Below are 24,552 nucleotides of genomic sequence, written 5' to 3' on the forward strand. Positions count from 1 at the left end.
CAGGCGTTCTCGATTTCCGTATCCTGCATACCTGAGGCGTCCATATGCGCGAGCTACATCCTAACGTCCTGCGTCAACGATGTCGGCAAGCTTGCTTGCTCCACACTGAAACGAGGGGATAGACGGATCACGAAGAACGAAGGAGGAACGATGTTCGGACGCATCGTCGTGGCGCTGATGGCCTTGGCGCCGACCATCTGCCTAGCAGGCACGGTTTGGGAGCGCGGCGTTGCACGTGGTCTTGATACCTACGTGGCCGCCATCGACGGCGGACGCGTGACCATCGCCTGCGATCCGGATCGCGTCCACGGGACCACCCCTCAGGGGACGATCGTCATCCTCATGCCAAAGGATCGAAGCGCGACGCGCGTGGTGTTTCTCGCCGAGAGCGGCGAGCAAGCCGCCTTCGACCTGCGGGACGGTGTCGCCGCCCAGGCGATGACCGACCCCGACGACTGGGAAACGATGACGGGAATGATGCGCGAGGGCGGGCGGGTCGCCGTCGTGACGGCGCGGGACGCTTTCACCCTCGACTTGGCCCCCCTGCCCTCCCTCCACTGCTCCTAGCCGTCGATGCGCTTCTCGAGCGCGTCGAGCTCCTCCACGAGCAGCACGCGTGCGAAGGCGCTAAGCACTTGCCCCGTCGAGTGGATCCGCAGCGGGTCGTGGATGCCCTTGTACACTTCCCGGACCTGGTCCGCCGACAGGTTCATGGTGGTGCGTCCGAAGGCGGGCCCCTCGCCGCGTGAATCCTCCAGTCGCGGCGCGGCCTGGTCGGTGTAGCGGCTCCAGCCGTCCGCGTCGCGCAGTTCGCGCATGCGGACCAGAACGGCCTTCTGCAGAGCTTTCTGTATGTAGGTGATGGACACGCCGGCGGCCTCGGCCATCTCCTCGATGCGCACGGTGTCCGCGAGGAGGACCCGCATGTGGAATGCGGGCTTCTCACCCCCCTGCCCTACCGCCTCCTCCGCGTTCTGCTTGGCTTTGGCCCGCGACCGCAGCCGGCGCGGCGCCCGTGCCTTCCGCGCCGCTTCGGGCTTCGCCGTCTCGGCGGGTGCGGCATAGGCCTTCGATGCGGGCCCGACTTCGGCATTTACAGGCTTCGTCGCGTCCTGGGAAGTTTCCGTCGTGGGCGCGTTTGCCGTCTCAGCCCCCTGCCCTACCGGTCGTGCTTCCATGTACTTCGCCGCGCTGACGGCGAGCGTTTCGGCGCGAGCATGGCGGTCGGCGTTGGACACGCCGATGCCCGTCCTCTGCGGCACCTTGCGGATCATGCCACGGCCTCCTCGCGGTTCTTCACGGCTGTCTCGATGTCGACGAGCAGCTCCTCGCAGTAGTCGAGGGCCGCCTTGATGTGACCTGCTGCCAACCTGCTCCGCGGATCGGTGGCGTAGGTGTCGCGAACCACCGTGAGTGGTCCCGACAGCGGCATTCGTCGGAAGGTCTGGCTGGTCGGAACGGGCGTGGGCAGCATCGGCATCCGCTTCACGACCTCGTAGACCTCCAGATCTTGAGCGTGAACCTTGTCGCGCGCACGGGCGAGTTCGGCCTCGTTCGCGGCCGTCACCAGCGCCATCGCCTTGGGTGGCGCGTTAAGCATCACCACGCCCCGCAGCGGCTGGGGGTAGCCGTCGGCTAGGGTCGCAGCCATCCGGTCGATCCAGTCCAACGTCTTCTGAACGGCGACGAAGTCGCTCTGGGTCGGCACAGCCGGGACGACGATCATGTCGGCGGCCAGCGCAAGGTTCTCCGTCTCGGGGTTCTCGCCCGGTCGAGTGTCGATCAGGACGAGGTCGATCCCGTCCTCTTCCCAGCCGTTGAGGGCCTCGTAGAGCGCGTCCACGGTCTCCGGGATGGGACCGATCGTCAGCCCTTCGGGCCAGGATACGCGCTGCAACCCGTTCCAATCGGCGGCGTCCGACTTCGCGCGCCACTCGGTGAGCTGTTGGTCGGTGTCCCCGTCGAGCGCATGGACCCGAAGCCCCCGTGCGAGGGCCCCCGAGGCGAGCATCTGTATCAGCGTGGTCTTGCCGGAGCCGCCCTTGGTGGACAGCGAGGTGACGGTAATCATGGTACGAGCCTCGTCTATGCCTGTATGAGTGCGGCACTTGCGCGTGATGCTCGGATGCAGAGCGGCCGAACGCGTGCCGTCGTTGTGCGAGAACCGTCGCTGCGTCGGGTAGGTATGACAACGTGCTTGATACGAATATTCAGATGCGTTGCATACATGTAACCGAGATGCACGATGCCGCGATGCAGAACCTCGGACGCAGCCATGCAACATGCGATAAACGGTCTGTTCAGATCGTAACCGCGCCCCGTAGGTCTCCGGCCTGCAATCAGCGGAACACGAAACATTAATCCGCAAAGATAACACCAGAAAAGATGCCGGAAACGGGTATGCACGATGCAATATAAGGGTAGGGGGTGTGAGTATACAGCATCCGTCTATGTTGTAGGCAGATAACCGCAACGCAGGTATGCGGAACGACGAGTATGCGTTCCGCTCGCATGAGAGCCCCGACTACGGCTCATGTGCGTGGCACGCCGAACGGGCCAATACGCGGCGCCAAGATCGGCCTAAGCGGCCTTCTCCGGCGCTCGGGTGGGCGTCGCGATTGCGAACAAGTATCTGTCCGAAGGGTTTGGTGAGTGACCCAGACCGGGCGAGCCCGGTCTCACCTTGGTCGCGAAGCGCCCAAGGTGACGCAGCGGACCCCCAAAGGGGGACGTTGACAGGAACGGTATATTGTATGACAGAATTTGGACGTCCGGTTCAGGGAGGCCGACGACATGGCGGCACGGCTTGGAGCGGACGAACGGCGTGAGGTTCTCGACCTCGCTTCCGAAGGTCGTTCCGACATCGAGATCGCGCGCCGGATCGGCTGCTCCAGGCAGACCGTGGCGCGTGTCCGACAGCGTGCCGTCGCCTCCGATCGGACCTCGAAGGGGCGGATCATCCAGGCGCGTGTGACGCCGGAGGAGGCGGACGCCTTCGCCGCGATGGTTGACGAGGCGGGTACGACGACGTCGGAGATGCTGCGCCGGATGATCCGCTTGTCGGCTGGTGTCGCGGATTTCCGGGCGAAGGAGCTTGAGGAGCTAGGCCGGACGTCGCGCGAACTGAACGCGATGGCGCGCAATCTCGTCCAGATTCTTCGTCTCGGCCATGCCGGAAAGCTGCGCTGGAATGCGCGCGATGCGGCATTGGTCGAGCGCCTTTCCGTGCGCACGGAGGAGGTCGCGCGGGCCGTCCAGGCGCTGCGGGCGGCCTCGATGCGGGGGGCGTTCGTGCGAACGGAGTTGGTCGGCGCGACGCTCGGCGATGGTGGTGAGCGAGCGAAGGAGGTCGGCGCCAATGGCTGACCGCGGGACCGTCCAAGCCGCGGTGATCGGCGATGTGCTGCCCGGGCTGGGACGGAACGCCCGCGGCATCCACGGTCGCGGACCGCGTACGCTCGGCGGCGGTCGCGGCGGGGCAGGGGGCTTGGCCGCGGGCCTCGCGGGGAACGTGATGCGGGTGCCGCAGAGCGTGGTGAAGCGGGTGGCGCAGGGCGGATGCCACACGCCGGCCGAGTTGCGGCGGCAAGCCGACTACGTGCTGCGCGACGAGGCCAGGATGGCGGCTTGGAGCAACCAGATCGGGGTGGATCGGTCGCTCGAGGCCGAGGGCGTCGAGGCCATCGTCGCGGACTGGTCGGCCTCTTGGGCTGGTGCTCCCAAGCGGGGCCACACCGATCACCTGATCCTGAGTTTTCCCCAGGACACCGATCCGAAGGTCGCCGAGGCGATCGCGCGCGACTGGGGCCAGGCCTTGTTCGCAAGTGGCGAGCATCGGGACCGTTACCGCTACGTGGCCGCGCTGCATGCCAACACCGAGCATGTGCATGCGCACTTCATCGTCGACAAGGTCGGTATGGAGGAGGGGCGGTTCCTGTCGATCAGCCGCCATTCGGAGATCAGCTACGACCTGATGCGCGAGCTGCACGTGGCCGTCGCCGCCGAGCACGGCTTGGCGCTCAACGCCACGTCGCGGCTGAGCCGCGGCATCGTCGAGCATGCCCCGCGGCAAGCCGACATTCCGGCCGCACGGCTGGAGGGACGCACGCCGTTCATGGCGGGAATGGGCGAGGCCGAGCGCGAGGCGCGGCTGGAGGTCGTGCGGGGCTTCGCTGAGGACTACGCGCGTTTGGCAGAGGTCGCGGGTCTGGCGGGCCCGGACGAGGACGGGTTCATGGAGCGTCTCGCGAAGGCCGCGCGGTCCGCGGCGGATGCGCTCGGACGAGGGGAGACGATCATGGCGGGGTTCGAAGCGGTCGGCCTGGCGGAGCGGGATCCGGCCGCGCGGCTGACGGCGGCCTGCGGGGCGCTCGAGCGCGAGGCGGAGCGGACCTGGACGGCGATCCGGGACATGGAGAGCTGCGCGGAGAAGGCGGAGCTGGAGCATCTGCTCGCCGCGAAGGCCGAGGCGGTGCAGGCGGTCCTAGGTCGGGGCGTGCTGGCCGGACATGAGCCCGCACCGCTCGCGACGGACATCCATGCGGTGCCGATGATTGCCTCGCTGCGCGCGCTCGCGGACGGGCAGGGGGAGGCGACCGCGGCGGCGGACCGCGCGCTCGATGTCCTGAGAGAGCGCGTCGAGGCCGCGCTCGCCCCGCATGCGGAGGTTCTGGAGCGATCGGAGGTGACGGCCGAGGAGGTCGCGGCGCGCTTCGCCTGGCCGGGCCGCAGCGCGCAGGCGATCGAGGCAGGGCGCCCCGAAGGCATCGATCCCACAGCCTGGGAGGCGATGGAACATGCCGCGCGGGGAGCGGCGGTGCGCGCAGCGGCCGAACTGGCCATGACGTCTGAGCTCCGCGAGCCGGTCGCGCGCGCCGAGCTTGCAGCCGCCCCTGCATCGACGCGCCTCGCCGAGGTCGCGGCGGTCCAGGAGCTCGTTCGTGCCGTGCGTAGCGAGATGGGCGAGAAGGAGACTGAGGCTGTCGTCGTGGGGCAGGGGGGCTCGCTCTCCGACCACGTCGCCGATCCCGGCCTCCGTCATGTCGTTCGCTCCGAGCTGACCGCCATGGCCGCCGCCGGGTGGGACGCCGAGCCCGAGGCGCGCGACAGCGCCACCGTGGGAGCGGCGCGCGAACGCATGGCGGTCTTCGACCGGGCCACGCGGGCGCAGGAGGCACGGAGCCGGACGGCACCCGAGCACGGGCTGGAACTCTGATCCGATGATCACGTCGATGGAGAGCCGCTGGCGCTACCCGCTGGCCGCTATGATCGGTCTCGCCGGCGGCGCGGTGCTGGGGCTGGCACTCGCCACGTTGGCCGCGATGGCGATGCTGCGCGAGCCGTTGGAGACCTTCGCCCTAGCGGAGCCGTGGTTCGTGCGCTGGTCGACCGCCGAGCTCGGGGTGAACCCGGCGGTGCTGCGCTCGGTCTGGATGCTTACGCTCGGGCCGATGGTCGCGTTCGCCGCGCTCGGTCTCGTCTCCGCCTGGCGCGGCGGGCTGACGGATTACGACGACGCGCATTTCCAGTCGGCCCGCGAGATGCGGCGCAACAGGATGGTGGCGGGACTGAAGCGGAACGGCTTCGTCTACGGCAAGCTCGGACGCCCGGGTAAAGCCGGGCAGTTCGTCTCGGCGACGCCGGACCGTTTCCCGCACGCGATCATGATCGCGCCCACGGGTCGGGGCAAGAACGTCGGCTTCGTGTTCCCCAACCTCATGCACTTTCGCGGCAGCGCCGTGGTGCTGGACGTGAAGGGCGAGAACTTCGCCACCACCTCCGTCCATCGGACGAGGGCCCTGGGCAACAAGGTCTGGTACTTCTCGCCCTTCGACTACGTCGCCACATCGGACGAGGACGGCGAGGAGGCGGACGGGCAGGGGCGCGAGGTCCGCACCCGGACGCACCGCTTCAACCCGCTTGCGCGCATTGCGGCGCTGCCCTCCACCGAGCAGCAGTTCACCGCCATCAACACGATGACCGACCTGTTCCTGTCGGTCGAGTCCAAGGACGCCGAGAGCTTCTTCCAGGCGGGCCGGTCTCTCTTCGTGGTCGCCTGCCTTCGCGCCATCGAGACCGGCACGCCGACCATTGGCGAGGCGCTGCGGATCATGAACGGCGGCGGCAACAAGAAGGAGAGCTACCGCCTGATCGCCGAGGAGACCGGGATCGCGGTAGTCCGGGAAGTGTTCCTCGGCATGGCCGACCAGATCGACAAGATCCTCGACAGCTACGTGTCGGTGATCCGCGGCGCGGGCCTGCAGCTCTGGCTCGACCCGGCGGTGGACCGGGCGACGAGCGCGTCCGACTTCGACCTCGCCTCGTTCCGGCGCGAGGCGCAGACGCTCTACATCGCGATCCAGCCCGAGGAGCTGCGCACGCTGGCGCCCTTGGTGCGGCTCCTCTTCGCCGACGCCATCGCCTCGCTGCAGCGCGCGCAGCCCGGTTCGGACGAGCCGCATCCGGTGATGTTCGTGCTCGACGAGTTCGACCAGCTCGGCCGACAGCCCAACGTGCTGCAGGCGCTCAAGACCATCCGCTCCTACGGAGGGCGGTTCTTCATCGTCACGCAGTCGATCCCCGGGCTGGAGAGCGTCTATGGCGAGACCGACCGGCGCGCGCTGCTCGCGGCCGCCGGCGTGCAGATCTACATGACGCCCCAGGACGATCGCACGGCGGAGGTGCTGTCGAGCGCGCTCGGTCGGACGACCATCGTGGCCAAGACGCGCAGCCAGGGCGCGGTGCAGCGGCTGGACGAGAGCGGCAACGTCTCGCGGCGCTCCGAGGAGCGGCCGCTGATCTCGGCGTCCGAGACGCTGCGGCTGGACACGTCCAAGGTGCTGATCCTGCCCGAGGGGCAGTACCCGATCCTGGCGGACCGGATCACCCACTACGCCGACCGGCACTTCAAGCGCATCGACGCGGCCCGCGCGGGCCATCCGCTGCCCTACCCGCCCGCAACCGTCCCGGAGCCGTCCCGGCCGCGCAAGATGGGTGCGTTCCTTGCGGAGGCGCAGGGGGCGGGCGACGCCCTCGACCCGGCTGACGGGGAGGAGTTCGCGGCCGAGGCGAAGGGAGGCCTCGCCGCAGTAGGCGACCGGGCCCGGGCGCGGCCGAAGGGACGGCGCGCGCCGCCGGTGAGGGGCCATGGTGCCGAGGGCGTCGCGGTTGGTGGTCGAACCGATCAGTTCGCACCCTCGGTCGTCCAGGATGTCACAGGGGTAACGGTCGAGCCCGCAGCTGATCCGGTCCCGGAGATCATCCCGGCCAGACCGCCACGTCGCCGACCGCCGGAGCGTCGCGTGGCCACGGGCGGAGACGCCTGACGACCTGTCAGACGAGTTCGATGCCCTCCAGGTCGGCGGCACGCCGCAGCGCCCGGTCCGCCGTCGCCAACGGCAGGGCACGGTTCTGGGCAAGAGCGAGATAAGCTGCGTCGTAGGCCGTCAGGCGATGGCGCGCGGTAAGGGCGACAACGCCCACGTCGCCGCCCGCCGCCACGTCGACCGACTCCAGCGGGAGAAGGCGCAGGCGCAGCAGCGAGGGAACGATCTCGGCCTCGGGCAGACGTCCACGCCGTGCCGCCACCCCGAGGATGTTGCGCAACTCGTGCCAGATGAGGCCGGGCGCAACCGCGCCCTCGGCCGCCACGAGGTGCAGGATCGCGTCGGCTGCAGTGTTGTCCTCGTCGGGCAGCACCCAAGCGGCCGCGATGGAGGCGTCGACGACGAGGCTCACGAAGGGCGGCTCAGCGCCGGCCGTCGTCGCGCCAGGCGATCAGCTCGTCGGCGGTGGTGGGTGCAAGACCCGCGCGTGCAGCGAGGATATCGGCCACCGCGGCCCGCGCGTCGCCGGTTCGCGCGACCGGCACCAGCCGCGCCACGGGCACGTCGCCGCGCGCGATCGTGATTTCCTCGCCGGCCTCGACGCGGGCGAGGAGCTCGCTGAGCCGGGTCTTCGCTTCGCCGGTCTTGACGACGGTGGACATGGGGGGCTCCGAAGTTCAACCCGGAGCACGATAGAGCGCCAGGGCGAGATTGGTCAAGACTTGGTCAAGTTGGACCGGTAAGGATTATTATGTAATATGAAGAAGGTCTGGGCACCCGGAGGCGTGGCGCATGGCTATACCTCCTGCGACGTACGTCACGGAACGGCTCGGTGCGGTATCGTTCAACCGCTACAAGCGTCTTCTAGTCATCCGCTCGGTCGATTGTACCGGATGAACGGCGTTTCCGTCCCAACGCGGTCGTAGAGTCTGCGGCCCGCTTCGTTATGATGCTGCGTCAGCCAGTAGACGTTTGGGGCGCGGGCTTCGTCTGCAGCAGCGTAGACTGCCTCGATCAACTGTCGCCCTACGCCCGTTCCGCGCAGGGTGGGATCGACGTAGAGGTCCTGAAGGTAGCACACGCGCTCGATGCGCCAGCAATGCGCGTGGAAGAGGTAGTGAACCAGTCCCACACCCCGCCCGTCGGCTTCCGCGATCAGACCGTAGGGCTGCGTCGGGTCGTCCCCCAGCAGCCGAGCGAACGTCGTGGCGTAGACGTCTTCGGGCACCTCGGTCTCGTAGTAGGCAAGATAGCCTGTCCAGAGCCGGCGCCATTGCTCCTCGTCATCCTTCTGGATGGGACGGATCATCAGTGACGTCTGCATGATCGAAGTCCTTTGAATCGTTCGGGCGGAGAGGTCGCGGGATATCGGGTCGTTTGCAGGAGAGTGCGAAATCCTACGCTAACGCCGAGGCCGTTCACCTCGGGTTGGCTCCCGCCTCCGGTTTGGACCCTTTGCCGAACAACTGCTGCAGGAGCTGCTCGGATCGCTTCAGCCCCTCGTCGGTGAAGGCGACCGATTTCGCCTTTCCCACCGGATCAGTGATCCACCCTTTCCGGTGCAACCGGTCCATGCTGTCCCAGTCGAACCCCTTCCAGGCGCGCCGGCCGTCGTGAAGGGTCAGGCGCAGGAGGGCCAGCACGGCCGCGTCGATCTTGTCTTCGTCGAGATCCATGGCGTCCGCTCCTCCCTGAAGACCTTCGGGCGTCATACTCCCAGAAGCCGCTTCCCGTTCTCGCGCAGGTTTCCCTCTGGATCCACATATCGGTAGAGCGTCACCGGCCTGATCTTCAGCTCCCTGCAGAGTTCGGAGACGGAGGTGTCCCGGTTGGCCATCGCTGCCTGCGCCATGCGCAGCTGGGCCTTGGTCAGCGCGAACTTGCGACCGCCCTTCCGCCCCCGCGCCCGTGCGGCGGCAAGCCCGGCCATCGTCCGCTCCCGGATGAGCTCGCTCTCGAACTCGGCGAGGGAGGCGAAGATGCCGAAGGACAGTCGTCCGTGTGCCGTGGTCGTGTCGATCCGGGCGCCCTGGCCGGTCAGGACCTTCAGGCCGACACCGCGGTCGGAGAGACCAGTGACCGTCTTCACCAGGTGATGCAGGCTGCGCCCCATCCGGTCGAGCTTCCAGATCACCAGCACGTCGCCGTCCCGGAGGGCCTTCAGGCAGGCTTCGAGGCCAGGACGCGCGTCTGTCTTGCCGGAGGCCCTGTCCAAGTAGATCTGGTCCTCCCCGACACCCGCAGCGAACAGGGCGTCCCGCTGCAGGTCGAGGGACTGGCTTCCGTCGGCCTTCGAGACCCGCGCATAGCCGATCAGCATGTGTCGCAAACGATGGTTTGGGACAGATCGTGGAGACCCGTGTATCCGGGCATGTCTGGCGTTCCTCAATCCATATCGTAATCAAAGATACGCAAAGGGATCCGGGGGAGCAAAAGGAACATGGCCCACAGGACTATCCTGACATCGAAGCAAAGGGATGTCCTGTTCGGCCTCCCCACGGACGACGCGCGGCTACTGAAGCACTACACGCTCTCGGACGAGGACCTTGCGCATATCAATCGGCGCCGCCGTCCGCGGAACCGGCTCGGCTTCGCCCTACAGCTCTGTGCGCTGCGCTACCCCGGACGAGCTCTCTTGCCGGAGGAACTCATCCCGGCCGAGATCACCCGCTTCCTCGCCGCCCAGCTCGGCCTGAAGGACGCCGATCTCGACGACTATGCCGCGCGGGAGGAAACGCGACACGAGCACATGGCGGCCCTGCGGAAGATCTACGGCCACCGGTCCCTCTCGGGCCTGGGAGTCCGGCACATGCGGGCTTGGCTGGAGGATCAGGCCGAACTCGCCATCTCGAACGAGGATATCGCCCGCCGTTTCATCGAGCAGTGCCGCCGGACCCGGACGATCCTGCCGGCCATCTCCACGGTCGAACGGCTTTGTGCCGACGCCCTCGTCGTCGCCGAGCGCCGGATCGAGGCGCGGATCGCAGACCGTCTGAGCGGCGATCTCCGCAGGGCTCTCGATGCCCTGCTGGAGGACATGGTCGACGATCGGCTGACCCGGTTCGTCTGGTTGCGCCAGTTCGAGGTCGGGAGCAACTCGGCCGGGGCGCGTCGGCTGCTGGATCGGCTGGATGACCTGCAACGCTTCGAGCTTCCGCCAGAGGTTTTCCAGGGTGTTCCCGAGCATCGGGTCATCCGGCTGCGTCGTCAGGGCGAGCGCTATTATGCGGATGGACTTCGCGATCTCCCGGACGATCGGCGCCACGCGATCCTCGTCGTCTGCGTGGTGGAGTGGCGCCGCGCGATCGCGGATGCGGTGGTCGAGACCCACGACCGGATCGTCGGCAGGACGTGGCGGGAAGCGGCCCGGTTAAGCGAGGCGGAGTTGGATGGGGCGCAACCGGCGGTCCGGAAGACCCTGCGCGCGTTCCGCGACATGGGTACGGCGCTTCTCGAGGCAAAGACCGACGGCGCATCCCTCGAGGGGGCGATCTCTTCCAGCCCGGGATGGACGGCCCTGCAATCGCTCGTTGCCGTCGCAGCCCGGTTGACGGACACGCTGTCGTCGGACCCGATCTCCCATGTCATGCAGGGGCACCGGAGGTTCCGCCGATACGCCCCCCGCATGCTGCGGCTCCTCGAGATCGAAGGGGCGGAGGTGGCCAGACCTCTGCTTGCAGCCGCGGAGGTGATCCGGTCCGGCAAGGCTCACAGCCGGCCGACGCAGTTCCTGCGGCGCACGTCGAAGTGGCACCGTCACCTGAAAGACCAAGTGGCCGGGGACGATCGGCTTTGGGAGGTCGCGGTCATGTTCCATCTGCGCGATGCGTTCCGCTCGGGCGACATCTGGCTGGCGAACTCCCGGCGCTACGGCGACATGAAACATGTTTTGGTGCCAGCTCAAGCAGCGGAAGAAAGCCCGCGTCTCGCCGTTCCCCTCGATCCCGAGGATTGGTTGAGCGATCGCCGGGCCCGGATGGACCTCGGCCTCGAAAGACTGAGCCGCGCCGCGCGGTCGGGCGCGATCCCCGGCGGATCGATCGAGAATGGCGTTTTGCAACTCAGTCGGTTGCCGACTTCGGTGCCGTCCGGGGCCGACGAGCTCGTGGTCGATCTCTACCGCCGGATCCCGGAGACGCGGATCACCGACATCCTCCTGGACGTGGACCGGGAGACCAGGTTCACCGAGAGTTTCCCGCATCTCCGGACCGGCGCTCCGCCGAAGGACCGGATCGGCTTGTTGAACGTGCTCCTGGCCGAGGGGCTGAACCTCGGCCTGAGCAAGATGGCCGAAGCGAGCAATTCCCACGGCTTCTGGGAATTGCTGCGGCTCTCCCGCTGGCACCTGGAAAGCGACGCCTACGCCCGCGCGCTGGCCAGCGTCGTCGAGGCGCAGGCCAATCTGCCGATGGCCCGCCTCTGGGGTCTGGGTACCACCGCCTCCAGCGACGGCCAGTTCTTCCCCACCACCCGGCAAGGGGAGGCGATGAACCTGGTCAATGCAAAGTATGGGTCCGAGCCGGGTCTGAAGGTCTATACCCATGTCTCCGATCAGTTCGCCCCCTTCGCGTCCCGGACCATTCCCGCCACGGTCAGCGAGGCGCCGTACATCCTGGATGGACTGCTGAACACCGAGACCGGCAAGCGGATCCGGGAGCAATATGCCGATACCGGCGGCTTCACCGATCACGTCTTCGCCGTCACCTCGATCCTCGGTCACCGGTTCATCCCGCGCATCCGCGACCTGCCATCCAAGCGCCTATACGTCTTCGATCCCAGAGCCATGCCATCGAACCTCAGGGGTCTGTCCGGTGGCATGGTCCGCGAGCGCCTGATCGCCTCCAACTGGCCGGACATCCTGAGGGTGACCGCGACCATGACGGCCGGAACCGTCGCGCCGAGCCAGATCCTGCGCAAGTTCGCCTCCTACCCCCGGCAGAACGACCTGGCCGCGGCGCTTCGCGAAGTGGGCCGCGTCGAGCGGACACTCTTCATGATCGAATGGGTGCTGGATACCGATATGCAGCGCCGCGCCCAGATCGGTCTTAACAAAGGTGAGGCGCATCATGCATTGAAGAACGCGCTCAGGATCGGCCGTCAGGGCGAGATCCGCGATCGCACGGCCGAGGGGCAGCATTACCGGATGGCCGCGCTCAACTTGCTGGCCGCCATCGTCATCTACTGGAACACGGCCCGGCTGGGGGAGGCCGTTACTCGGCGCACGCGCGCGGGGCTTCCTGTCCCGCCCGAGCTTCTGGCGCATACCTCCCCGCTCGGCTGGGCGCACATCCTGCTGACCGGGGAGTACAAATGGCCGAAGAGGTAGACGCGCGAACTGACATTCGCGGCGCGGCTCTCCAACTTACGCAGTGCGGACCTTTTCTGTCATTCGCCGTCGACAACGGAATGTTCGGTGTCCTGCTCTTTGGGGATTTGCCTTCGGTGTAAGCAGTCAAAAGCGGCGCAGAAGGCGGCATACATTCCTCGAAAACCCTCTCGATCGAACGAGAAGCTCTGAGATCGCTTCCGCCAATCTTCTCGCGATCTTCACCGGCCAAGGCGATTGCCGCATCTTTGTTAAGATAAGCTAACAAAGTCTTACGTTTTTCCTGCGATACGCGCCTGGCGCAGGGCTGATATGCGTCCGCCTCAAGGTTAACGCCATGAGGAGGACGATATGAGCGAGCCGCGCCCGACCGGGGCTTTGTCGAACGTGTCGCTGGCGCGCCGCGCCTGGAACATCCGGCGCAAGGCGCTGCAGATGGGAGAGGTCCAGGGCCAGGGCTATGTCGGCCAGGCGCTGGGGATCGCCGATGTCCTCGCGGCGTCGTATTTCCACGCGATGGAGTATCGCCCCGACGATCCCGAATGGGAGGGGCGCGACCGCTTCCTGCTCTCGATCGGCCATTACGCCATCGCGCTCTACGCCGTGCTGATGGAGGCCGGGATCATCCCCGAGGAGGAGCTCGAGACCTACGGCATGGACGACAGCCGCATGCCCATGTCGGGCATGGCCTCCTACACGCCGGGGATGGAGATCACCGGCGGGTCGCTGGGCCACGGGCTGGGCATCGCGGTCGGCATGGCCATGGGGCTGAAGCGCAAGGACAATCCGGCTTTCGTCTACAACCTGATGTCGGACGGCGAGCTGGGCGAGGGATCGACCTGGGAGGCCGCGATGGCAGCCGGGCACCACCGGCTCGGCAACCTGGTCTGCCTCGTCGACTTCAACGACCAGCAGGCCGACGACAAGTCCACCACCGTGATGAGCGCCGAGCCCGTCACCGACAAGTTCGAGGCCTTCGGCTGGCACGCCCAGCGGGTCGACGGCAACGATCTCGACGCCGTGGTCGCGGCCTTCGACGCGGCCCGGTCGGCCCCCGAGGGCAAGCCGCGCGTCATCGTGTTCGACACCCGCATGTGCAAGGGCGTGCCGTTCCTGGAGGAGCGCGAGATCACGCATTTCGTCCGCGTCGAAGCCGACGAATGGGGCAAGGCCCTGGCCATTCTGGAAGAAGGAAAGCCGCAATGACCCTCGACTCCATGAAGCGCAAATACGAACCGCGCCAGGTCATTCCCAAGGAGAAGCGGCAGGCCACCTCCGCCATGATCGCCTCGCTGGCCGCGGAGGGCTACGATACCGTCGCCGCGCCCTTCGGCCACGCCCTCGTCGACCTGGCGCGGAAGGACGACCGGATCGTCGGCCTGACGGCGGATCTGGGCAAGTATACCGACCTGCACATCTTCGGGCGCGAGATGCCCGACCGCTACTACCAGATGGGCATGGCCGAGCAGGTGATGGTCTCGGCCGCCGCCGGCATGGCCCGCGAGGGCTTCGTGCCCTTCGCCACGACCTACGCGGTCTTCGCCTCGCGCCGCGCCTACGACTTCATCGCCATGGCGATTGCCGAGGAATACCTGCCGGTCAAGATCATGTGCGCCCTGCCGGGACTGACCACGGGATACGGGCCCTCGCACCAGGCGACGGAGGACCTGGCGATCTTCCGCGGCCTGCCGAACATGACCATCGTCGATCCCTGCGACGCCGACGACATCACCGGCATGGTGCCTGCGATCGCCGCCCATCCGGGGCCGGTCTATGCAAGGCTGCTGCGCGGCAAGGTCGCCAAGGTGCTGACGAGGCACAAGCCGGATTACCGCTTCGAGCTCGGCCGTGCGCAGATGATCCGCGAGGGCCGGGACGTGCTGGTGATCGCCTCGGGCTTCATGACCATGCGGGCTCTCGACGCCGCCGAGCGGCTCGCCGCGGACGGGATCGACGTGGGCGTGCTGCACAGCCCCACGATCAAGCCGCTCGATACCGAGACGATCCTCGCCGAGGCGGGGAAGGGCGGCCGGCTGGTGGTCACGGCGGAGAACCATACCGTCGTCGGCGGGCTGGGCGAAGCGGTGGCTCGCACGCTCCTGACGAACGGCGTGTCGCCCGAGTTCCGCATGATCGGCCTGCCCGACGAATTCCTCGAGGCCGGGGCGCTGCCGACGCTGCACGACATGTACGGGATTTCGACCGACCGGGTCGCGGAGCAGATCAAGGGCTGGCTCTGACGGGGCCGCCCCGTCCCCGCCCCACGGAAACAACAGGACACGAAGGAGACAGGCGCATGGGCCTTCTGCAGGACAGGTATGTGATCGTGACGGGCGCGGCCTCGCCGCGCGGTCTCGGCAAGGCGACGGCGAAGCTCTTCGCCGATCACGGTGCGACGGTCGCGATCCTCGACCTCGACGCCGGGGCGGCGGAAGACGCCGCCCGCGACCTGGGCGACGGGCATGTCGGACTCGCGGCCAATGTTACCGACCAGGCGGCCTGCCGCGCCGCGGTCGAGGACCTGATCGGGCGCTGGGGGCGGATCGACGTGCTGGTCAACAATGCCGGCATCACCCAGCCGCTGAAGATCATGGACATCGCGCCCGAGAATTACGACGCGGTACTCGATGTGAACCTGCGCGGCACGCTCTACATGAGCCAGGCCGTGATCCCGGCCATGCGGGACCAGAAGAGCGGCAGCATCGTCAATCTCAGCTCGGTTTCGGCGCAGCGGGGCGGCGGCATCTTCGGCGGGCCGCACTACTCGGCCGCGAAGGCCGGCGTGCTCGGCCTGACCAAGGCGATGGCGCGGGAACTCGCCCCCGACAACGTGCGGGTGAACGCGATCTGCCCGGGCTTCATCGCCACCGACATCACCGCCGGCAAGTTGACCGACGAGATGCGCGCCTCCGTGCTGGCCGGCATCCCCATGGGCCGCGCCGGAGAGGCCTCGGACGTGGCCGGCTGCTGCCTGTTCCTCGCCTCGGACCTCGCGGCCTACTGCACCGGCACCGAGGTCGACGTGAACGGGGGCTCTCTGATCCACTGACACCCCGCGTCGCCCGGATGAGCCGGCGGCGCACCCATTCGTCTTCGCTAGGGAGGAAACCATGAAGACAGGACTGACGACGATACTGGCCGCCACCACGATGCTCGCGGGCGCGGCGCAGGCCCAGGAGGTGATCCTCGCTCACGGGGCGAACCCGGGCAATCCGCGCTTCGAGGCCGCCGAGCGCTGGGGGGAGATCTTCACCGAATGCATGGGCGAGGGCACCAGCGTCAACGTCGCCCCCTCGGCCACGATGGGCGACGACGTGGAGATGCTGACCTCGGCCACCGCCGGCGTCATCAACGTGACCGCCAACAGCCAGGGCGCGATGAGCCAGATCGTGCCAGAGATCGGCCTGATCGGCCTGCCCTTCCTGTTCGAGGATCTCGAGTCCGCTTGGGCGGTGCTCGACGGCGAGGTGGGCGACATGCTCGACGAGCGCGCGCAAGCCGCCGGGCTGAAGATCCTGGGCTTCTGGGACAACGGCATCCGCCATGTCAGCCACATGTCCAAGACCGTGCCCACGCCGGCCGACATCTCCGGCATGAAGATCCGCACGCCCCCCGACCAGATGACGATCGACATCTTCAATGCGCTCGGCGCGGCGCCGGCGCCGCTGGCCTTCTCGGAACTGCCGACGGCGCTGCAATCGGGCGTCTTCGACGGGCAGGAGAACCCGCTCACCAACATCTACACCTCGAAGATCCACGAGATCACGCCCTATATCACGCTGACGGGGCACAAGTACGAATCCACCCCCGTGGTCGCGGGCATGTGGTGGTGGTCGGGCCTCGACGAGGCCGGTCAGCAATGCGCGCTCGATGCGACGTCTCAGGCCGGCGAGGAGCAGCGCCAGACCTCCCTGGAGCAGAACCAGAACTTGCGCGAGACGATGGAAGGCGAGGGCGTGACCTTCGAGGAGGCCGACCGCGCTGCCTACCAGGAGGCGACCGCGCCGGTCTATGACACATACGCCGAGCGGTTCCCGGAGGTCGTGGAGGCCCTGCGCTCCGCGGCGGGCGAGTGATGCCGGGGCAGGACCGCGGATCCGGGAATGGCGGGGGGGGGAGTTCCCCCCTCATCCGGGCCACAACGCTGATCCGCACCACCTTCGACGTGGTCGGGCGGTCGATCGGGGCCGCATGCCTCATCGTCATGTTCGCGGCGCTGCTCGCGAACGTGACCCTGCGCTACGCCTTCGGCACCGGCATCGACTGGGCCTACGAGATCCACTCGCTGCTGCTGCCCTGGCTCGTGGCGGGCGGGATCGTCGCGGCCGCGGCCCGCGGGCAGAACATCGCCATCACGCTTCTGCCGGACCTGCTCACGCCGCGGCTGAAGACAGTGCTCGGGATCGCCATTCACGTGGTGATCGTGGCGATCAGCCTGGCCGTCCTGTGGTCGAGCCAGCCGATCCTGCGGGCGTCGCAGTTCCAGACGCTCTCGGCGCTCGGCGTCACCCAGATCTGGGGATATGCGAGCCTGGTCTTCGCCTTCGGTGGCATGGCGGTGATCTCCTGCCTCAACATCCTGCGTAGTTTCCTCGGCGCGGATGTCATGGGTCTCGACCTCGAGGATTCAAGCTTCAGCTGACAGGAGGTGGCCATGACCGCGCCGCTCGTCTGGATCTTCTTCATCCTTCTCGCCGGGGCCGTCCCGGTGGCCCATGCCATGCTCGGCGGCACGGCTGCTGCGCTGCTCCTCGAGGGCCGGCCGATGGCGGTGATCGCGCAGCGGCTCTACACGCCGACCCAGAGCTTCCCCATGCTGGCGATCCCGTTCTTCATCCTGGCGGGCAGCCTGATGATGTCGGGCAGGTTCGGGGTCTATCTCGTCAACATCGCCCGCCTGGTCGTCGGCCATTTCAAGGGCGGCCTGGGACAGGTCTCGATCATCGGCTCGGTGATGTTCGGCGGCGTCTCGGGCTCTGCAGTCGCAGACGCCTCGGCGCTCGGCAACGCGCTCATCCCCGTGCAGAAGGAGGAGGGCTATCCGGCCGGCTTTTCTGCGGCGATCAACTCTGCCTCCTCGACCGTGTCGGTGCTGATCCCGCCCTCGATCCCGCTCATCCTCTACGGCCTCGTCTCGAACGTCTCCATCATCGACCTCTTCGTCGCGGGCATCCTGCCGGGCGTGATGCTGGGGCTCGGCATGTTCGGGGCCGTCTGGTTCGTCGCCTACCGGACCAACCTGCCCAGGTCTCCGCTCGCCGGTGGCTTCCGGGCCTTCCGGTCGCAGATCTGGATGGCGATCCCGGCGCTCCTGATGCCGGTCTTCGTCATCGGCACGCTGCGCTTCGGTATCGCCACGCCCACGGAAGTCAGCGTCATGGCTGTGGCCTATGCCCTGATCGTCAGCGGCGTGATCTATCGCGACCTGACCTTGACGGGGATCTGGCGGGCGCTGGGGGACACCGCGGTGATGACCGGGGCGGTCCTGTTCATCATCATGGCCTCGTCCACAATCCAGTGGATCCTGACCGCCGAGCAGGTGCCGCAGGCGCTGACGGAATGGGTGATCGGCGCCTTCTCGGAGCCCTGGATGGTGATCCTGGCATTGAACCTGGTGATGATCGTGGTGGGCGCCTTCCTGGACCTGCCGGCGGCGGTGCTGCTGCTCGGGCCGCTCTTCGTGACGATCGGCCAGGCGATCGGGCTCGACCCGGTGCAGCTCGGCCTGATGATGGTCGTGAACCTCTCGATCGGCCTCTACACCCCGCCCGTGGGAACGACCCTGTTCATCTCGGCGGCGATCGCCAAGGCCGGGATCGGCGAGACGATGCGCGCGCTCCTGCCCTTCTACCTCGTCGCGCTGATCGTGCTCCTCCTGATCTCCTACGTGCCGGCGCTGACGATCTATTGAACCCGGGTCTCCGCGCGGCAGCGCGGAGACCTCCCGGCGGCGGCGATCGCGGCCGGTCCCTTCAGTCCCGACGGACCCCAAGACAGAACTGGAGACCCTCGTGCGAACGGTATTCCTCGACCGGGAGACCTTCCCCGCCGACATGGACCTCGCGCCGCCCGGCGCGGCGGCGGACTGGACGATTTACGACCGGACTGATCCCGGCGAGGTCGCCGAGCGGCTGAAGGGAGCGGTTGCGGCGATCACCAACAAGGTGCCGCTCAAACGCGAGACGATCGAGGCGCTGCCGGATCTGAAGATGATCTCCGTGGCTGCGACGGGATACGATGTCATCGACATCGCGGCCTGCCGCGACCACGGCATCGCGGTGTCGAACGTGCGCGGCTATGCCGTAAACACGGTGCCGGAACACACCTTCGCGCTGATCCTGGCCCTGCGCCGTTCCATCGTCGGCTACCGCGAGGATGTCCTGGCCGGGGAGTGGGAGAAGGCGGGGCAGTTCTGCTTCTTCACGCACCCGATCAAGGATCTCGCCGGATCGCGGATCGGCATCGTCGGCGAGGGCGCCATCGGTCAGGCCGTGGCCGCGATCGCGCGCGGGTTCGGGATGGAGCCGGTCTTCGCCGCCCACAAGGGGGTCGAGGGGATGGGCCCGCTCTACACCCCCTTCGAGGAGATGCTGGAGACCTCGGACGTCATCACGCTGCACTGCCCGCTGACACCCCGGACCCGCGATACCCTGGCCATGCCGGAATTCCGGGCGATGAAGCGCAAGCCGCTGATCGTCAATACCGCCCGTGGCGGTCTGGTGAACGAGGCGGACGCCGTGCGGGCGTTGGAGGAGGGGCTGATCGGCGGCCTCGGCTTCGACGTGCTGACGACCGAGCCGCCAGAGGCCGACAACCCGCTCTACCGTGCCGCCGGCCGACCGGACGTGATCCTCACGCCGCACGTGGCATGGGCCTCGCGGGAGGCCATGGCAGAGGTCTGGCGGCAGACCACCGAGGCCATCGACGCCTTCGCGGCGGGCGCGCCGGTGCGCACGCTGACCGGGGCGGCGTCATGATCGATCCGACCGCGCGGGACCTGCTCGAGAGGGCCTTTCACGCCGCCGTTGCCGCCTCGGCCCCCGCGGAAGCGGTGAAGCAGGCCCTGCCGGACCGGCCCAAGGGGCGCACGGTGGTCGTGGGCGCCGGCAAGGCCGCGGCGCAGATGGCCGAGGGCCTGGTCGAGGCGTGGGACGGGCCGCTGAGCGGCGTGGTCGTCACCCGCACGGGCCACGGTGCGGGTGCGCGGACCGGGCCGATCGAGGTGCTGGAGGCAAGCCACCCGAGACCCGACGCCGCCTCGGAACTCGCGGCGGAGCGGCTTCTCGGGGCGGTGTCCGGGCTGACGGAGGACGATCTGGTGATCGCCCTGATCTCGGGCGGCGGATCGGCGCTGCTGTGCCGGCCGCTGCCGGGGCTGACGCTGGCCGACAAGCAGGCGGTCACCGATGCGCTGCTGTCCTCGGGCGCCACGATCGGCGAGATGAACCGGGTGCGCCAGCGTCTGTCCGGCATCAAGGGCGGCCGCCTGGCCGCCGCCGCAGCGCCCGCGCGGGTGGTCACGCTGGCGATCTCGGACGTGCCGGGCGACCTGCCCGACATCATCGCCTCGGGCCCCACGGTGGCGGCCGATCCGGAGGGGGAGAGCGCCGAGCGGATCATCGCCCGCTACGGGCTCGACCTGCCCGCCGCGGTGGCCGAGGCCCTGAACCGGCCCGACTCGCATCCGCCGGGGGCCGACGCCCTACCGCCCGGGGAGGTCCACATCGTCGCTTCGCCCCGACGGGCGCTGGAGGCCGCGGCCGGGGTCGCCCGGGAGGCCGGGATCGCGGCGCATGTCCTGTCGGACCGGGTCGAGGGGGAGGCACGGGAGGCGGGCAAGGCGCTGGCCGCCATCGCCCTGTCCTGCGCGGATCTGGGGCAGCCCTTCGCGCGACCGGTCCTGCTGCTGTCGGGGGGCGAGACCACCGTGACGCTGGGCAGCTCCGGCGGACGCGGCGGCCGCAACGGCGAGTTCGCCCTCGGCGCGGCCCTGGCGCTGCGCGGCGCGGCGGGGATCGCAGGCCTCGCCGCCGATACCGACGGGATCGACGGCAGCGAGGACAATGCCGGCGCCTTCTTCGATGGCGCGACGGCGGCGCGGATGATCGCCGCCGGGATCGATCCGTTCGAGGCGCAGGCGCGGCACGACAGCTGGGGCGCCTTCGACGCCGTCGATCAGCTCTTCGTCACTGGGCCCACGGGCACCAACGTCAACGATTTCCGCGCCTTCCTCGTCCGCTGAGTAGATCCGGCCGGCGCCCATACCGATGCCCGGCGACGCCCCATGAGAGAGGCGCCGCCGCCACGATGATCCAGGGAGAAACCCATACATGACCGACGAGCTTCTCGAGCGGCCCAAGCGCGGGGCCAAGGCCGATCCGGGCCGCATGGCCGACGCAATCCGGTTCCTCGCCATGGACGCGATCGAGCGCGTCGGCGAGGGTCACCAAGGCGTACCGCTCGGTATGGCCGAGATCGCTACCGCGCTCTACCGCGACCATCTGCGGTTCGATCCGGCCGAACCGCTTTGGCCCGACCGGGACAGGGTCGTGCTCTCGAACGGCCACGGCTCGATGCTGCTCTACGCGCTGCTCTACCTGACCGGCAATGCGAAGATCGGGATCGATCAGATAGAAACCTTCCGCGAGCTCGGCTCCCATTGCGCCGGTCACCCCGAATTCGACCAGGAGGCGGGGATCGAGGTCACGACCGGCCCGCTCGGGCAGGGCATCGCCAATGCCGTCGGCATGGCGGTGGCCGAGGCGCGGATGGCCGCCGATTTCGGACCCGACCTCGTCGATCACCGAGTCTGGGCCTTCGTCGGAGACGGCTGCCTGCAGGAGGGGATCGGGCAGGAGGCGATCTCGCTCGCCGGGCATCTGGGCTTGGGCAAGCTGACCTTCCTGTGGGACGACAACCGCATCACCGACGACGGCGCCACCGATCTCGCGATCAGCGAGGACGTGCCGGCACGGTTCCGGGCGGCGAACTGGCAGGTGATAGAGGTGGACGGTCACGACATCGACGCGGTCTCGGCCGCGCTCGCGGCGGTCCGTGAGGAGCCCCGGCCCGCGCTCCTCGCCTGCCGCACGGTCATCGGCAAGGGTATCCCACGCCTCGAGGGCCGGCGCGGCGGGCACAGCGCGCGCCTGTTCCGCGAGGATACCGATGCCGCGCGGGCGGCGCTCGGCTGGGAACATCCCGCCTTCACCGTCCCCGACGACCTGCTTACGGCCTGGCGGGCGACCGGCGATCCCGGGGCGGCGGCCCGTGCGGAATGGCTGGACCGGCTCGACGCGCACCCGGCGGCGGGAGAGTTCCGTCGCCGGATCGCGGGCGGGCGCGCCGCGGACTGGCAAGCGCCGCTCGACACTTGGCGGACCCGCGCGGCCGACATCGCCCTCGAACAGCCGACGATCGCTTCTTCGGGCGATGTCTGCGACGCGCTCGCGGCCACGGTGCCGGAGATGGTCGTCGCCTGCGCCGACCTGGAGGCGCCGACGAACCACAAGCGCGGCCGGCGGGCCTTCACCGCCGCCGACCGGTCCGGCTCCTACCTGCATTGCGGGGTGCGGGAGCACCTGATGGGCGCGATGGTCAATGGCATGGCCGCCCATGGCGGAGTCGCGCCGGTCAGCGTGACCTATCTCGCCTTCTCGGATTACGAGCGGCCGGCGATGCGGATGGCGGCCCTCATGGGCCTGCCCTCGATCTTCGTGTTCAGCCACGACTCCATCGGCCTCGGTCGTAACGGTCCCACGCACCAGCCGGTGGAGATCCTCGCCGCGTTCCGCGCCATGCCGAACATGCTCACCTTCCGCCCCGCCGACGCGGTGGAGACGGCGGAGGCCTGGGAGATCGCTCTGGACCGCCGCGAGGGTCCCGCGCTCCTCGCGCTTTCCAAGCAGCCCCTGCCGGCCCTGCGCCGGGGGGCCGGCGAGAATCTCAGCCGGCGCGGCGCCTATGTCCTCGCTGAGGCCGAGGGGACGCGCAGCGCGACGATCCTGGCCACCGGGTCGGAGGTCTCGGTCGCGATGGCGGCGCGGGAGATGCTGGCAAGGCGGGGCGTGTCGGTTGCGGTCGTCTCGATGCCCTGCTGGGAACTCTTCGAGCAACAGGATGCGGCCTATCGCAGATCGGTCCTGGGAGACGCACCGCGGGTCGGAGTCGAGGCGGCCATGCGCTTCGGCTGGGACCGCTGGATCGGCGCGGAAGGGACCTTCGTCGGAATGACCGGGTTCGGGGCCTCCGCTTCAGCCGAAACACTCTTCGCACATTTCGGCATAACCGCCGAGGCCATTGCCGCGGCGGTGGATGGCCGAGGTGGCAACCCCCGGGCCGCGATCCCCGCCGACCCGTGAGGGTCGAGCGCCTGGTGCCTAGTGCCCCGTCTCTGGACGGAAGGTGCAGCCGACCCCTTCCAGGAACCCGCGCATCTGCGCCTCGTGATCGGCGCAGGCGGCCTCGATCCAGTCCGCGAACCGTCGCACGATCCGTCGGTTCAGGTGGCGCGGGGGGCAGACGAACCAGTAGGCGGGGAAGTCGATGACGGCGAAATCGGTGCAGAACGGCACCAGTTCACCCCGCTGCAACTCCGGCAGACAGAGGGTGACGCTATCGAGTGCGATCCCTCCGCTCTGCTTGGCCAACTCGATGGCCATCGAGGACCGGTCGAAGCGGAACGGATAGGTCAGGTCCGGCACCTCGATCCGGTTCGATGCGAGCCAGAGGTCCCAGCGGAAGAGCATCTTCACGCTGTCTATCAGGCGCGCGCGGCGAAGTTGTTCCTTGGGGTCGTCCGAATACCCCCGGAGCTCCTCGAGGTAGGCCGGGCTGCACATCGGCAGCACGAAGTCGTGCAGGAGGCAGGTCTCGGCAAGACCGGCCCATCCGCCGTGCCCGTAGCGCAGGTCGAAATCGACAAGCTCCGTCTCGAAGGCCGAGAAGTCCGGCGTCGCGTCGACCCGGATGTTCCAGTCGGGATTCTCGGCGGCAAAGCTCGCGATCCGTGGCCCCAGCCATCTCACGCCGAAACTGGGGCTGACGCGGATGGTCAGGTTCCGGACCGCCCGCTGGTGGGTGATCGCGCTCCGGGCGTTTCGGATCGCCCCGAAGGCCTGGGTCAGGGTCTGGAACAGGCGATCTCCCTCCAGCGTGAGGATCAGCCGCCGCTTCTCACGGCGGAACAGCTTGACCCCAAACTGCGACTCCAGTTGGCCAAGCTGCTGGCTCACCGCCGACGGGGAGACCTCGAGTTCCTTGGCGGCCTTCGTGACGGTCCCGAGCCGGGCAACTGCCTCGAAGTACTCTGTTCCTTTCAAATTGAGGTCGCGCACGTAGTCCCTCGCTGGAACGGGGAGTCTTCAGATGACCATTCCCAATGGCAGACCGTATTCCAGCATCAGAACGGTCTTCATCCGAAGGCCTTACACCCTGAATACCGTAGAGCGGAAACTCAGGAAGTACGCAGCATTTTGTAGGTCAGGCTCTGTACGGGCCTTCGCTACAACCTGCTCGAATGCCGGTTTTTAGCTTAGCGTAGGATTTCACACTCTGCTGCAAACGACCCCCTCCTGACGGACCGCTGCCCGGTGGGCTGCGCGCATTGCTCGGTCGACTCGCGCGGGGACAGCCCGACCATCGCCGATTGCGACCTGTTCGGCCGCATCCTCGACTGGATCGCGCGGGAAGATGCCTTCGACGTGGTCGCATTCTCGGGCGGGGAGCCCTTCGTCGAGCGGCGCGGCCTGACGCTGGCGTGCGACCGGCTCGTGGCGGCGGGCAAGCGCATCGTCCTTTTCCCCCGCGGCGGCTGGGCCCGGCAGGCCCGCACCCCCGCCCGGACCCGCCGCGCGCTGGAGCAGAGCACCACCGCCTCTCCCAGCCCCGACGCCCTCCACA

At 68.2% G+C, this 24,552-nt stretch carries 23 protein-coding genes; 15 read left to right on the forward strand and 8 right to left on the reverse strand.

From position 1 onward, the window contains the following. Nucleotides 1-150 precede the first annotated feature (150 nt). Complete coding sequence (locus JAN5088_RS17920) at nt 151-567, forward strand: hypothetical protein (RefSeq protein WP_055684216.1); 417 nt, start codon at nt 151-153, stop codon at nt 565-567. Here the strand turns inward: JAN5088_RS17920 and JAN5088_RS17925 are convergent. Both JAN5088_RS17925 and JAN5088_RS17930 read right to left on the reverse strand, forming a co-directional pair. After that, nucleotides 564-1,274: a hypothetical protein gene (locus tag JAN5088_RS17925; protein ID WP_055684217.1), complete on the reverse strand. Its 711-nt coding sequence runs from the start codon at nt 1,272-1,274 to the stop codon at nt 564-566. The two genes, JAN5088_RS17920 and JAN5088_RS17925, sit on opposite strands and share 4 nt — an antisense overlap. Next, a complete protein-coding gene (locus JAN5088_RS17930; protein ID WP_055684218.1) occupies nt 1,271-2,071 on the reverse strand; it encodes a ParA family protein in 801 nt (266 codons plus the stop codon). The genes JAN5088_RS17925 and JAN5088_RS17930 overlap by 4 nt, the downstream gene beginning before the upstream one ends. Before the next feature lie 722 nt (nt 2,072-2,793). Between JAN5088_RS17930 and JAN5088_RS17935 the strand changes: the two genes are divergently transcribed. Genes JAN5088_RS17935 through JAN5088_RS17945 form a run of 3 tightly spaced genes read left to right on the forward strand, consistent with a single transcriptional unit; the run spans nt 2,794 to nt 7,325 of the window. Next, the gene (locus JAN5088_RS17935) at nt 2,794-3,366 is read left to right on the forward strand and encodes a plasmid mobilization protein (RefSeq protein ID WP_143114902.1); all 573 of its coding nucleotides are present in this window, start codon (nt 2,794-2,796) and stop codon (nt 3,364-3,366) included. Next, the gene (locus JAN5088_RS17940; protein WP_055684220.1) at nt 3,359-5,215 is read left to right on the forward strand and encodes a relaxase/mobilization nuclease domain-containing protein; all 1,857 of its coding nucleotides are present in this window, start codon (nt 3,359-3,361) and stop codon (nt 5,213-5,215) included. The genes JAN5088_RS17935 and JAN5088_RS17940 overlap by 8 nt, the downstream gene beginning before the upstream one ends. Before the next feature lie 4 nt (nt 5,216-5,219). Next, nucleotides 5,220-7,325 (forward strand): type IV secretory system conjugative DNA transfer family protein, encoded by a 2,106-nt coding sequence (locus tag JAN5088_RS17945; protein ID WP_055684221.1) that lies wholly within the window; start codon nt 5,220-5,222, stop codon nt 7,323-7,325. 7 nt (nt 7,326-7,332) lie between these two features. On the opposite strand, the gene JAN5088_RS17950 is transcribed toward JAN5088_RS17945, so the two are convergent. The 5 genes from JAN5088_RS17950 to JAN5088_RS17970 form a co-directional block, all read right to left on the reverse strand. After that, a complete protein-coding gene (locus JAN5088_RS17950) occupies nt 7,333-7,737 on the reverse strand; it encodes a type II toxin-antitoxin system VapC family toxin (RefSeq protein ID WP_055684222.1) in 405 nt (134 codons plus the stop codon). Between the two features lie 10 nt (nt 7,738-7,747). Beyond that, nucleotides 7,748-7,987, reverse strand: a complete 240-nt coding sequence (locus JAN5088_RS17955) for a type II toxin-antitoxin system Phd/YefM family antitoxin (RefSeq protein WP_055684223.1) — start codon at nt 7,985-7,987, stop codon at nt 7,748-7,750. A 206-nt stretch (nt 7,988-8,193) separates the two neighbouring features. Beyond that, nucleotides 8,194-8,649, reverse strand: coding sequence for a GNAT family N-acetyltransferase (locus JAN5088_RS17960; RefSeq protein WP_055684224.1), 456 nt, complete (start codon nt 8,647-8,649; stop codon nt 8,194-8,196). Between the two features lie 94 nt (nt 8,650-8,743). Further along, nucleotides 8,744-9,001: a DUF6429 family protein gene (locus JAN5088_RS17965; RefSeq protein ID WP_055684225.1), complete on the reverse strand. Its 258-nt coding sequence runs from the start codon at nt 8,999-9,001 to the stop codon at nt 8,744-8,746. 32 nt (nt 9,002-9,033) lie between these two features. Further along, on the reverse strand, nt 9,034-9,645 hold the full coding sequence (locus JAN5088_RS17970) for a recombinase family protein (protein ID WP_055684226.1): 612 nt from the start codon (nt 9,643-9,645) through the stop codon (nt 9,034-9,036). A 120-nt stretch (nt 9,646-9,765) separates the two neighbouring features. On the opposite strand from JAN5088_RS17970, the gene JAN5088_RS17975 reads away from it, so the two are divergent. From JAN5088_RS17975 to tkt, 10 genes are all read left to right on the forward strand, one after another. Further along, a complete protein-coding gene (locus tag JAN5088_RS17975; protein WP_055684227.1) occupies nt 9,766-12,651 on the forward strand; it encodes a Tn3 family transposase in 2,886 nt (961 codons plus the stop codon). 351 nt (nt 12,652-13,002) lie between these two features. Beyond that, entirely contained in the window at nt 13,003-13,857 is an 855-nt protein-coding gene (locus tag JAN5088_RS17980; protein WP_055684228.1) for a transketolase, read from the forward strand. After that, nucleotides 13,854-14,891, forward strand: a complete 1,038-nt coding sequence (locus JAN5088_RS17985; protein ID WP_055684229.1) for a transketolase family protein — start codon at nt 13,854-13,856, stop codon at nt 14,889-14,891. The genes JAN5088_RS17980 and JAN5088_RS17985 overlap by 4 nt, the downstream gene beginning before the upstream one ends. 56 nt (nt 14,892-14,947) lie before the next feature. Further along, nucleotides 14,948-15,700 carry an SDR family NAD(P)-dependent oxidoreductase gene (locus JAN5088_RS17990; RefSeq protein WP_055684230.1) on the forward strand — a complete coding sequence of 251 codons (753 nt, stop codon included), beginning with the start codon at nt 14,948-14,950 and terminating at the stop codon, nt 15,698-15,700. A 61-nt stretch (nt 15,701-15,761) separates the two neighbouring features. Next, the gene (locus JAN5088_RS17995) at nt 15,762-16,727 is read left to right on the forward strand and encodes a TRAP transporter substrate-binding protein (RefSeq protein WP_055684231.1); all 966 of its coding nucleotides are present in this window, start codon (nt 15,762-15,764) and stop codon (nt 16,725-16,727) included. Beyond that, complete coding sequence (locus JAN5088_RS18000; RefSeq protein ID WP_055684232.1) at nt 16,727-17,293, forward strand: TRAP transporter small permease; 567 nt, start codon at nt 16,727-16,729, stop codon at nt 17,291-17,293. Before JAN5088_RS17995 ends, JAN5088_RS18000 begins: the two co-directional genes overlap by 1 nt. Nucleotides 17,294-17,305: 12 nt before the next feature. After that, nucleotides 17,306-18,562, forward strand: a complete 1,257-nt coding sequence (locus JAN5088_RS18005; protein WP_055684233.1) for a TRAP transporter large permease — start codon at nt 17,306-17,308, stop codon at nt 18,560-18,562. A gap of 100 nt (nt 18,563-18,662) precedes the next feature. Continuing rightward, complete coding sequence (locus JAN5088_RS18010; protein WP_199502186.1) at nt 18,663-19,628, forward strand: D-2-hydroxyacid dehydrogenase; 966 nt, start codon at nt 18,663-18,665, stop codon at nt 19,626-19,628. Continuing rightward, entirely contained in the window at nt 19,625-20,893 is a 1,269-nt protein-coding gene (locus JAN5088_RS18015; RefSeq protein WP_055684234.1) for a glycerate kinase type-2 family protein, read from the forward strand. Before JAN5088_RS18010 ends, JAN5088_RS18015 begins: the two co-directional genes overlap by 4 nt. 88 nt (nt 20,894-20,981) lie before the next feature. Beyond that, nucleotides 20,982-23,012 carry a transketolase gene (gene tkt, locus JAN5088_RS18020; RefSeq protein WP_055684235.1) on the forward strand — a complete coding sequence of 677 codons (2,031 nt, stop codon included), beginning with the start codon at nt 20,982-20,984 and terminating at the stop codon, nt 23,010-23,012. Nucleotides 23,013-23,030: 18 nt separating this feature from the next. Here the strand turns inward: tkt and JAN5088_RS18025 are convergent, their stop codons facing one another. Continuing rightward, nucleotides 23,031-23,987 carry a LysR family transcriptional regulator gene (locus tag JAN5088_RS18025; protein ID WP_055684236.1) on the reverse strand — a complete coding sequence of 319 codons (957 nt, stop codon included), beginning with the start codon at nt 23,985-23,987 and terminating at the stop codon, nt 23,031-23,033. A 255-nt stretch (nt 23,988-24,242) separates the two neighbouring features. Between JAN5088_RS18025 and JAN5088_RS18030 the strand changes: the two genes are divergently transcribed. Further along, nucleotides 24,243-24,552: hypothetical protein (locus tag JAN5088_RS18030; RefSeq protein WP_055684237.1), on the forward strand; the 310-nt coding region annotated here is incomplete at its 3' end.

This window comes from Jannaschia rubra (assembly GCF_001403735.1).
In the GTDB taxonomy this organism is placed as follows: domain Bacteria; phylum Pseudomonadota; class Alphaproteobacteria; order Rhodobacterales; family Rhodobacteraceae; genus Jannaschia; species Jannaschia rubra.

What these genes read in the sequence shown, in the direction of transcription:
- JAN5088_RS17920 (WP_055684216.1), top strand. Translation starts at nt 151, where the DNA reads ATGTTCGGACGCATCGTCGTGGCGCTGATGGCCTTGGCGCCGACCATC.
- JAN5088_RS17925 (WP_055684217.1), bottom strand. Translation starts at nt 1,274, where the DNA reads ATGATCCGCAAGGTGCCGCAGAGGACGGGCATCGGCGTGTCCAACGCC.
- JAN5088_RS17930 (WP_055684218.1), bottom strand. Translation starts at nt 2,071, where the DNA reads ATGATTACCGTCACCTCGCTGTCCACCAAGGGCGGCTCCGGCAAGACC.
- JAN5088_RS17935 (WP_143114902.1), top strand. Translation starts at nt 2,794, where the DNA reads ATGGCGGCACGGCTTGGAGCGGACGAACGGCGTGAGGTTCTCGACCTC.
- JAN5088_RS17940 (WP_055684220.1), top strand. Translation starts at nt 3,359, where the DNA reads ATGGCTGACCGCGGGACCGTCCAAGCCGCGGTGATCGGCGATGTGCTG.
- JAN5088_RS17945 (WP_055684221.1), top strand. Translation starts at nt 5,220, where the DNA reads ATGATCACGTCGATGGAGAGCCGCTGGCGCTACCCGCTGGCCGCTATG.
- JAN5088_RS17955 (WP_055684223.1), bottom strand. Translation starts at nt 7,987, where the DNA reads ATGTCCACCGTCGTCAAGACCGGCGAAGCGAAGACCCGGCTCAGCGAG.
- JAN5088_RS17960 (WP_055684224.1), bottom strand. Translation starts at nt 8,649, where the DNA reads ATGCAGACGTCACTGATGATCCGTCCCATCCAGAAGGATGACGAGGAG.
- JAN5088_RS17965 (WP_055684225.1), bottom strand. Translation starts at nt 9,001, where the DNA reads ATGGATCTCGACGAAGACAAGATCGACGCGGCCGTGCTGGCCCTCCTG.
- JAN5088_RS17970 (WP_055684226.1), bottom strand. Translation starts at nt 9,645, where the DNA reads ATGCTGATCGGCTATGCGCGGGTCTCGAAGGCCGACGGAAGCCAGTCC.
- JAN5088_RS17975 (WP_055684227.1), top strand. Translation starts at nt 9,766, where the DNA reads ATGGCCCACAGGACTATCCTGACATCGAAGCAAAGGGATGTCCTGTTC.
- JAN5088_RS17980 (WP_055684228.1), top strand. Translation starts at nt 13,003, where the DNA reads ATGAGCGAGCCGCGCCCGACCGGGGCTTTGTCGAACGTGTCGCTGGCG.
- JAN5088_RS17985 (WP_055684229.1), top strand. Translation starts at nt 13,854, where the DNA reads ATGACCCTCGACTCCATGAAGCGCAAATACGAACCGCGCCAGGTCATT.
- JAN5088_RS17990 (WP_055684230.1), top strand. Translation starts at nt 14,948, where the DNA reads ATGGGCCTTCTGCAGGACAGGTATGTGATCGTGACGGGCGCGGCCTCG.
- JAN5088_RS17995 (WP_055684231.1), top strand. Translation starts at nt 15,762, where the DNA reads ATGAAGACAGGACTGACGACGATACTGGCCGCCACCACGATGCTCGCG.
- JAN5088_RS18000 (WP_055684232.1), top strand. Translation starts at nt 16,727, where the DNA reads ATGCCGGGGCAGGACCGCGGATCCGGGAATGGCGGGGGGGGGAGTTCC.
- JAN5088_RS18005 (WP_055684233.1), top strand. Translation starts at nt 17,306, where the DNA reads ATGACCGCGCCGCTCGTCTGGATCTTCTTCATCCTTCTCGCCGGGGCC.
- JAN5088_RS18015 (WP_055684234.1), top strand. Translation starts at nt 19,625, where the DNA reads ATGATCGATCCGACCGCGCGGGACCTGCTCGAGAGGGCCTTTCACGCC.
- tkt (WP_055684235.1), top strand. Translation starts at nt 20,982, where the DNA reads ATGACCGACGAGCTTCTCGAGCGGCCCAAGCGCGGGGCCAAGGCCGAT.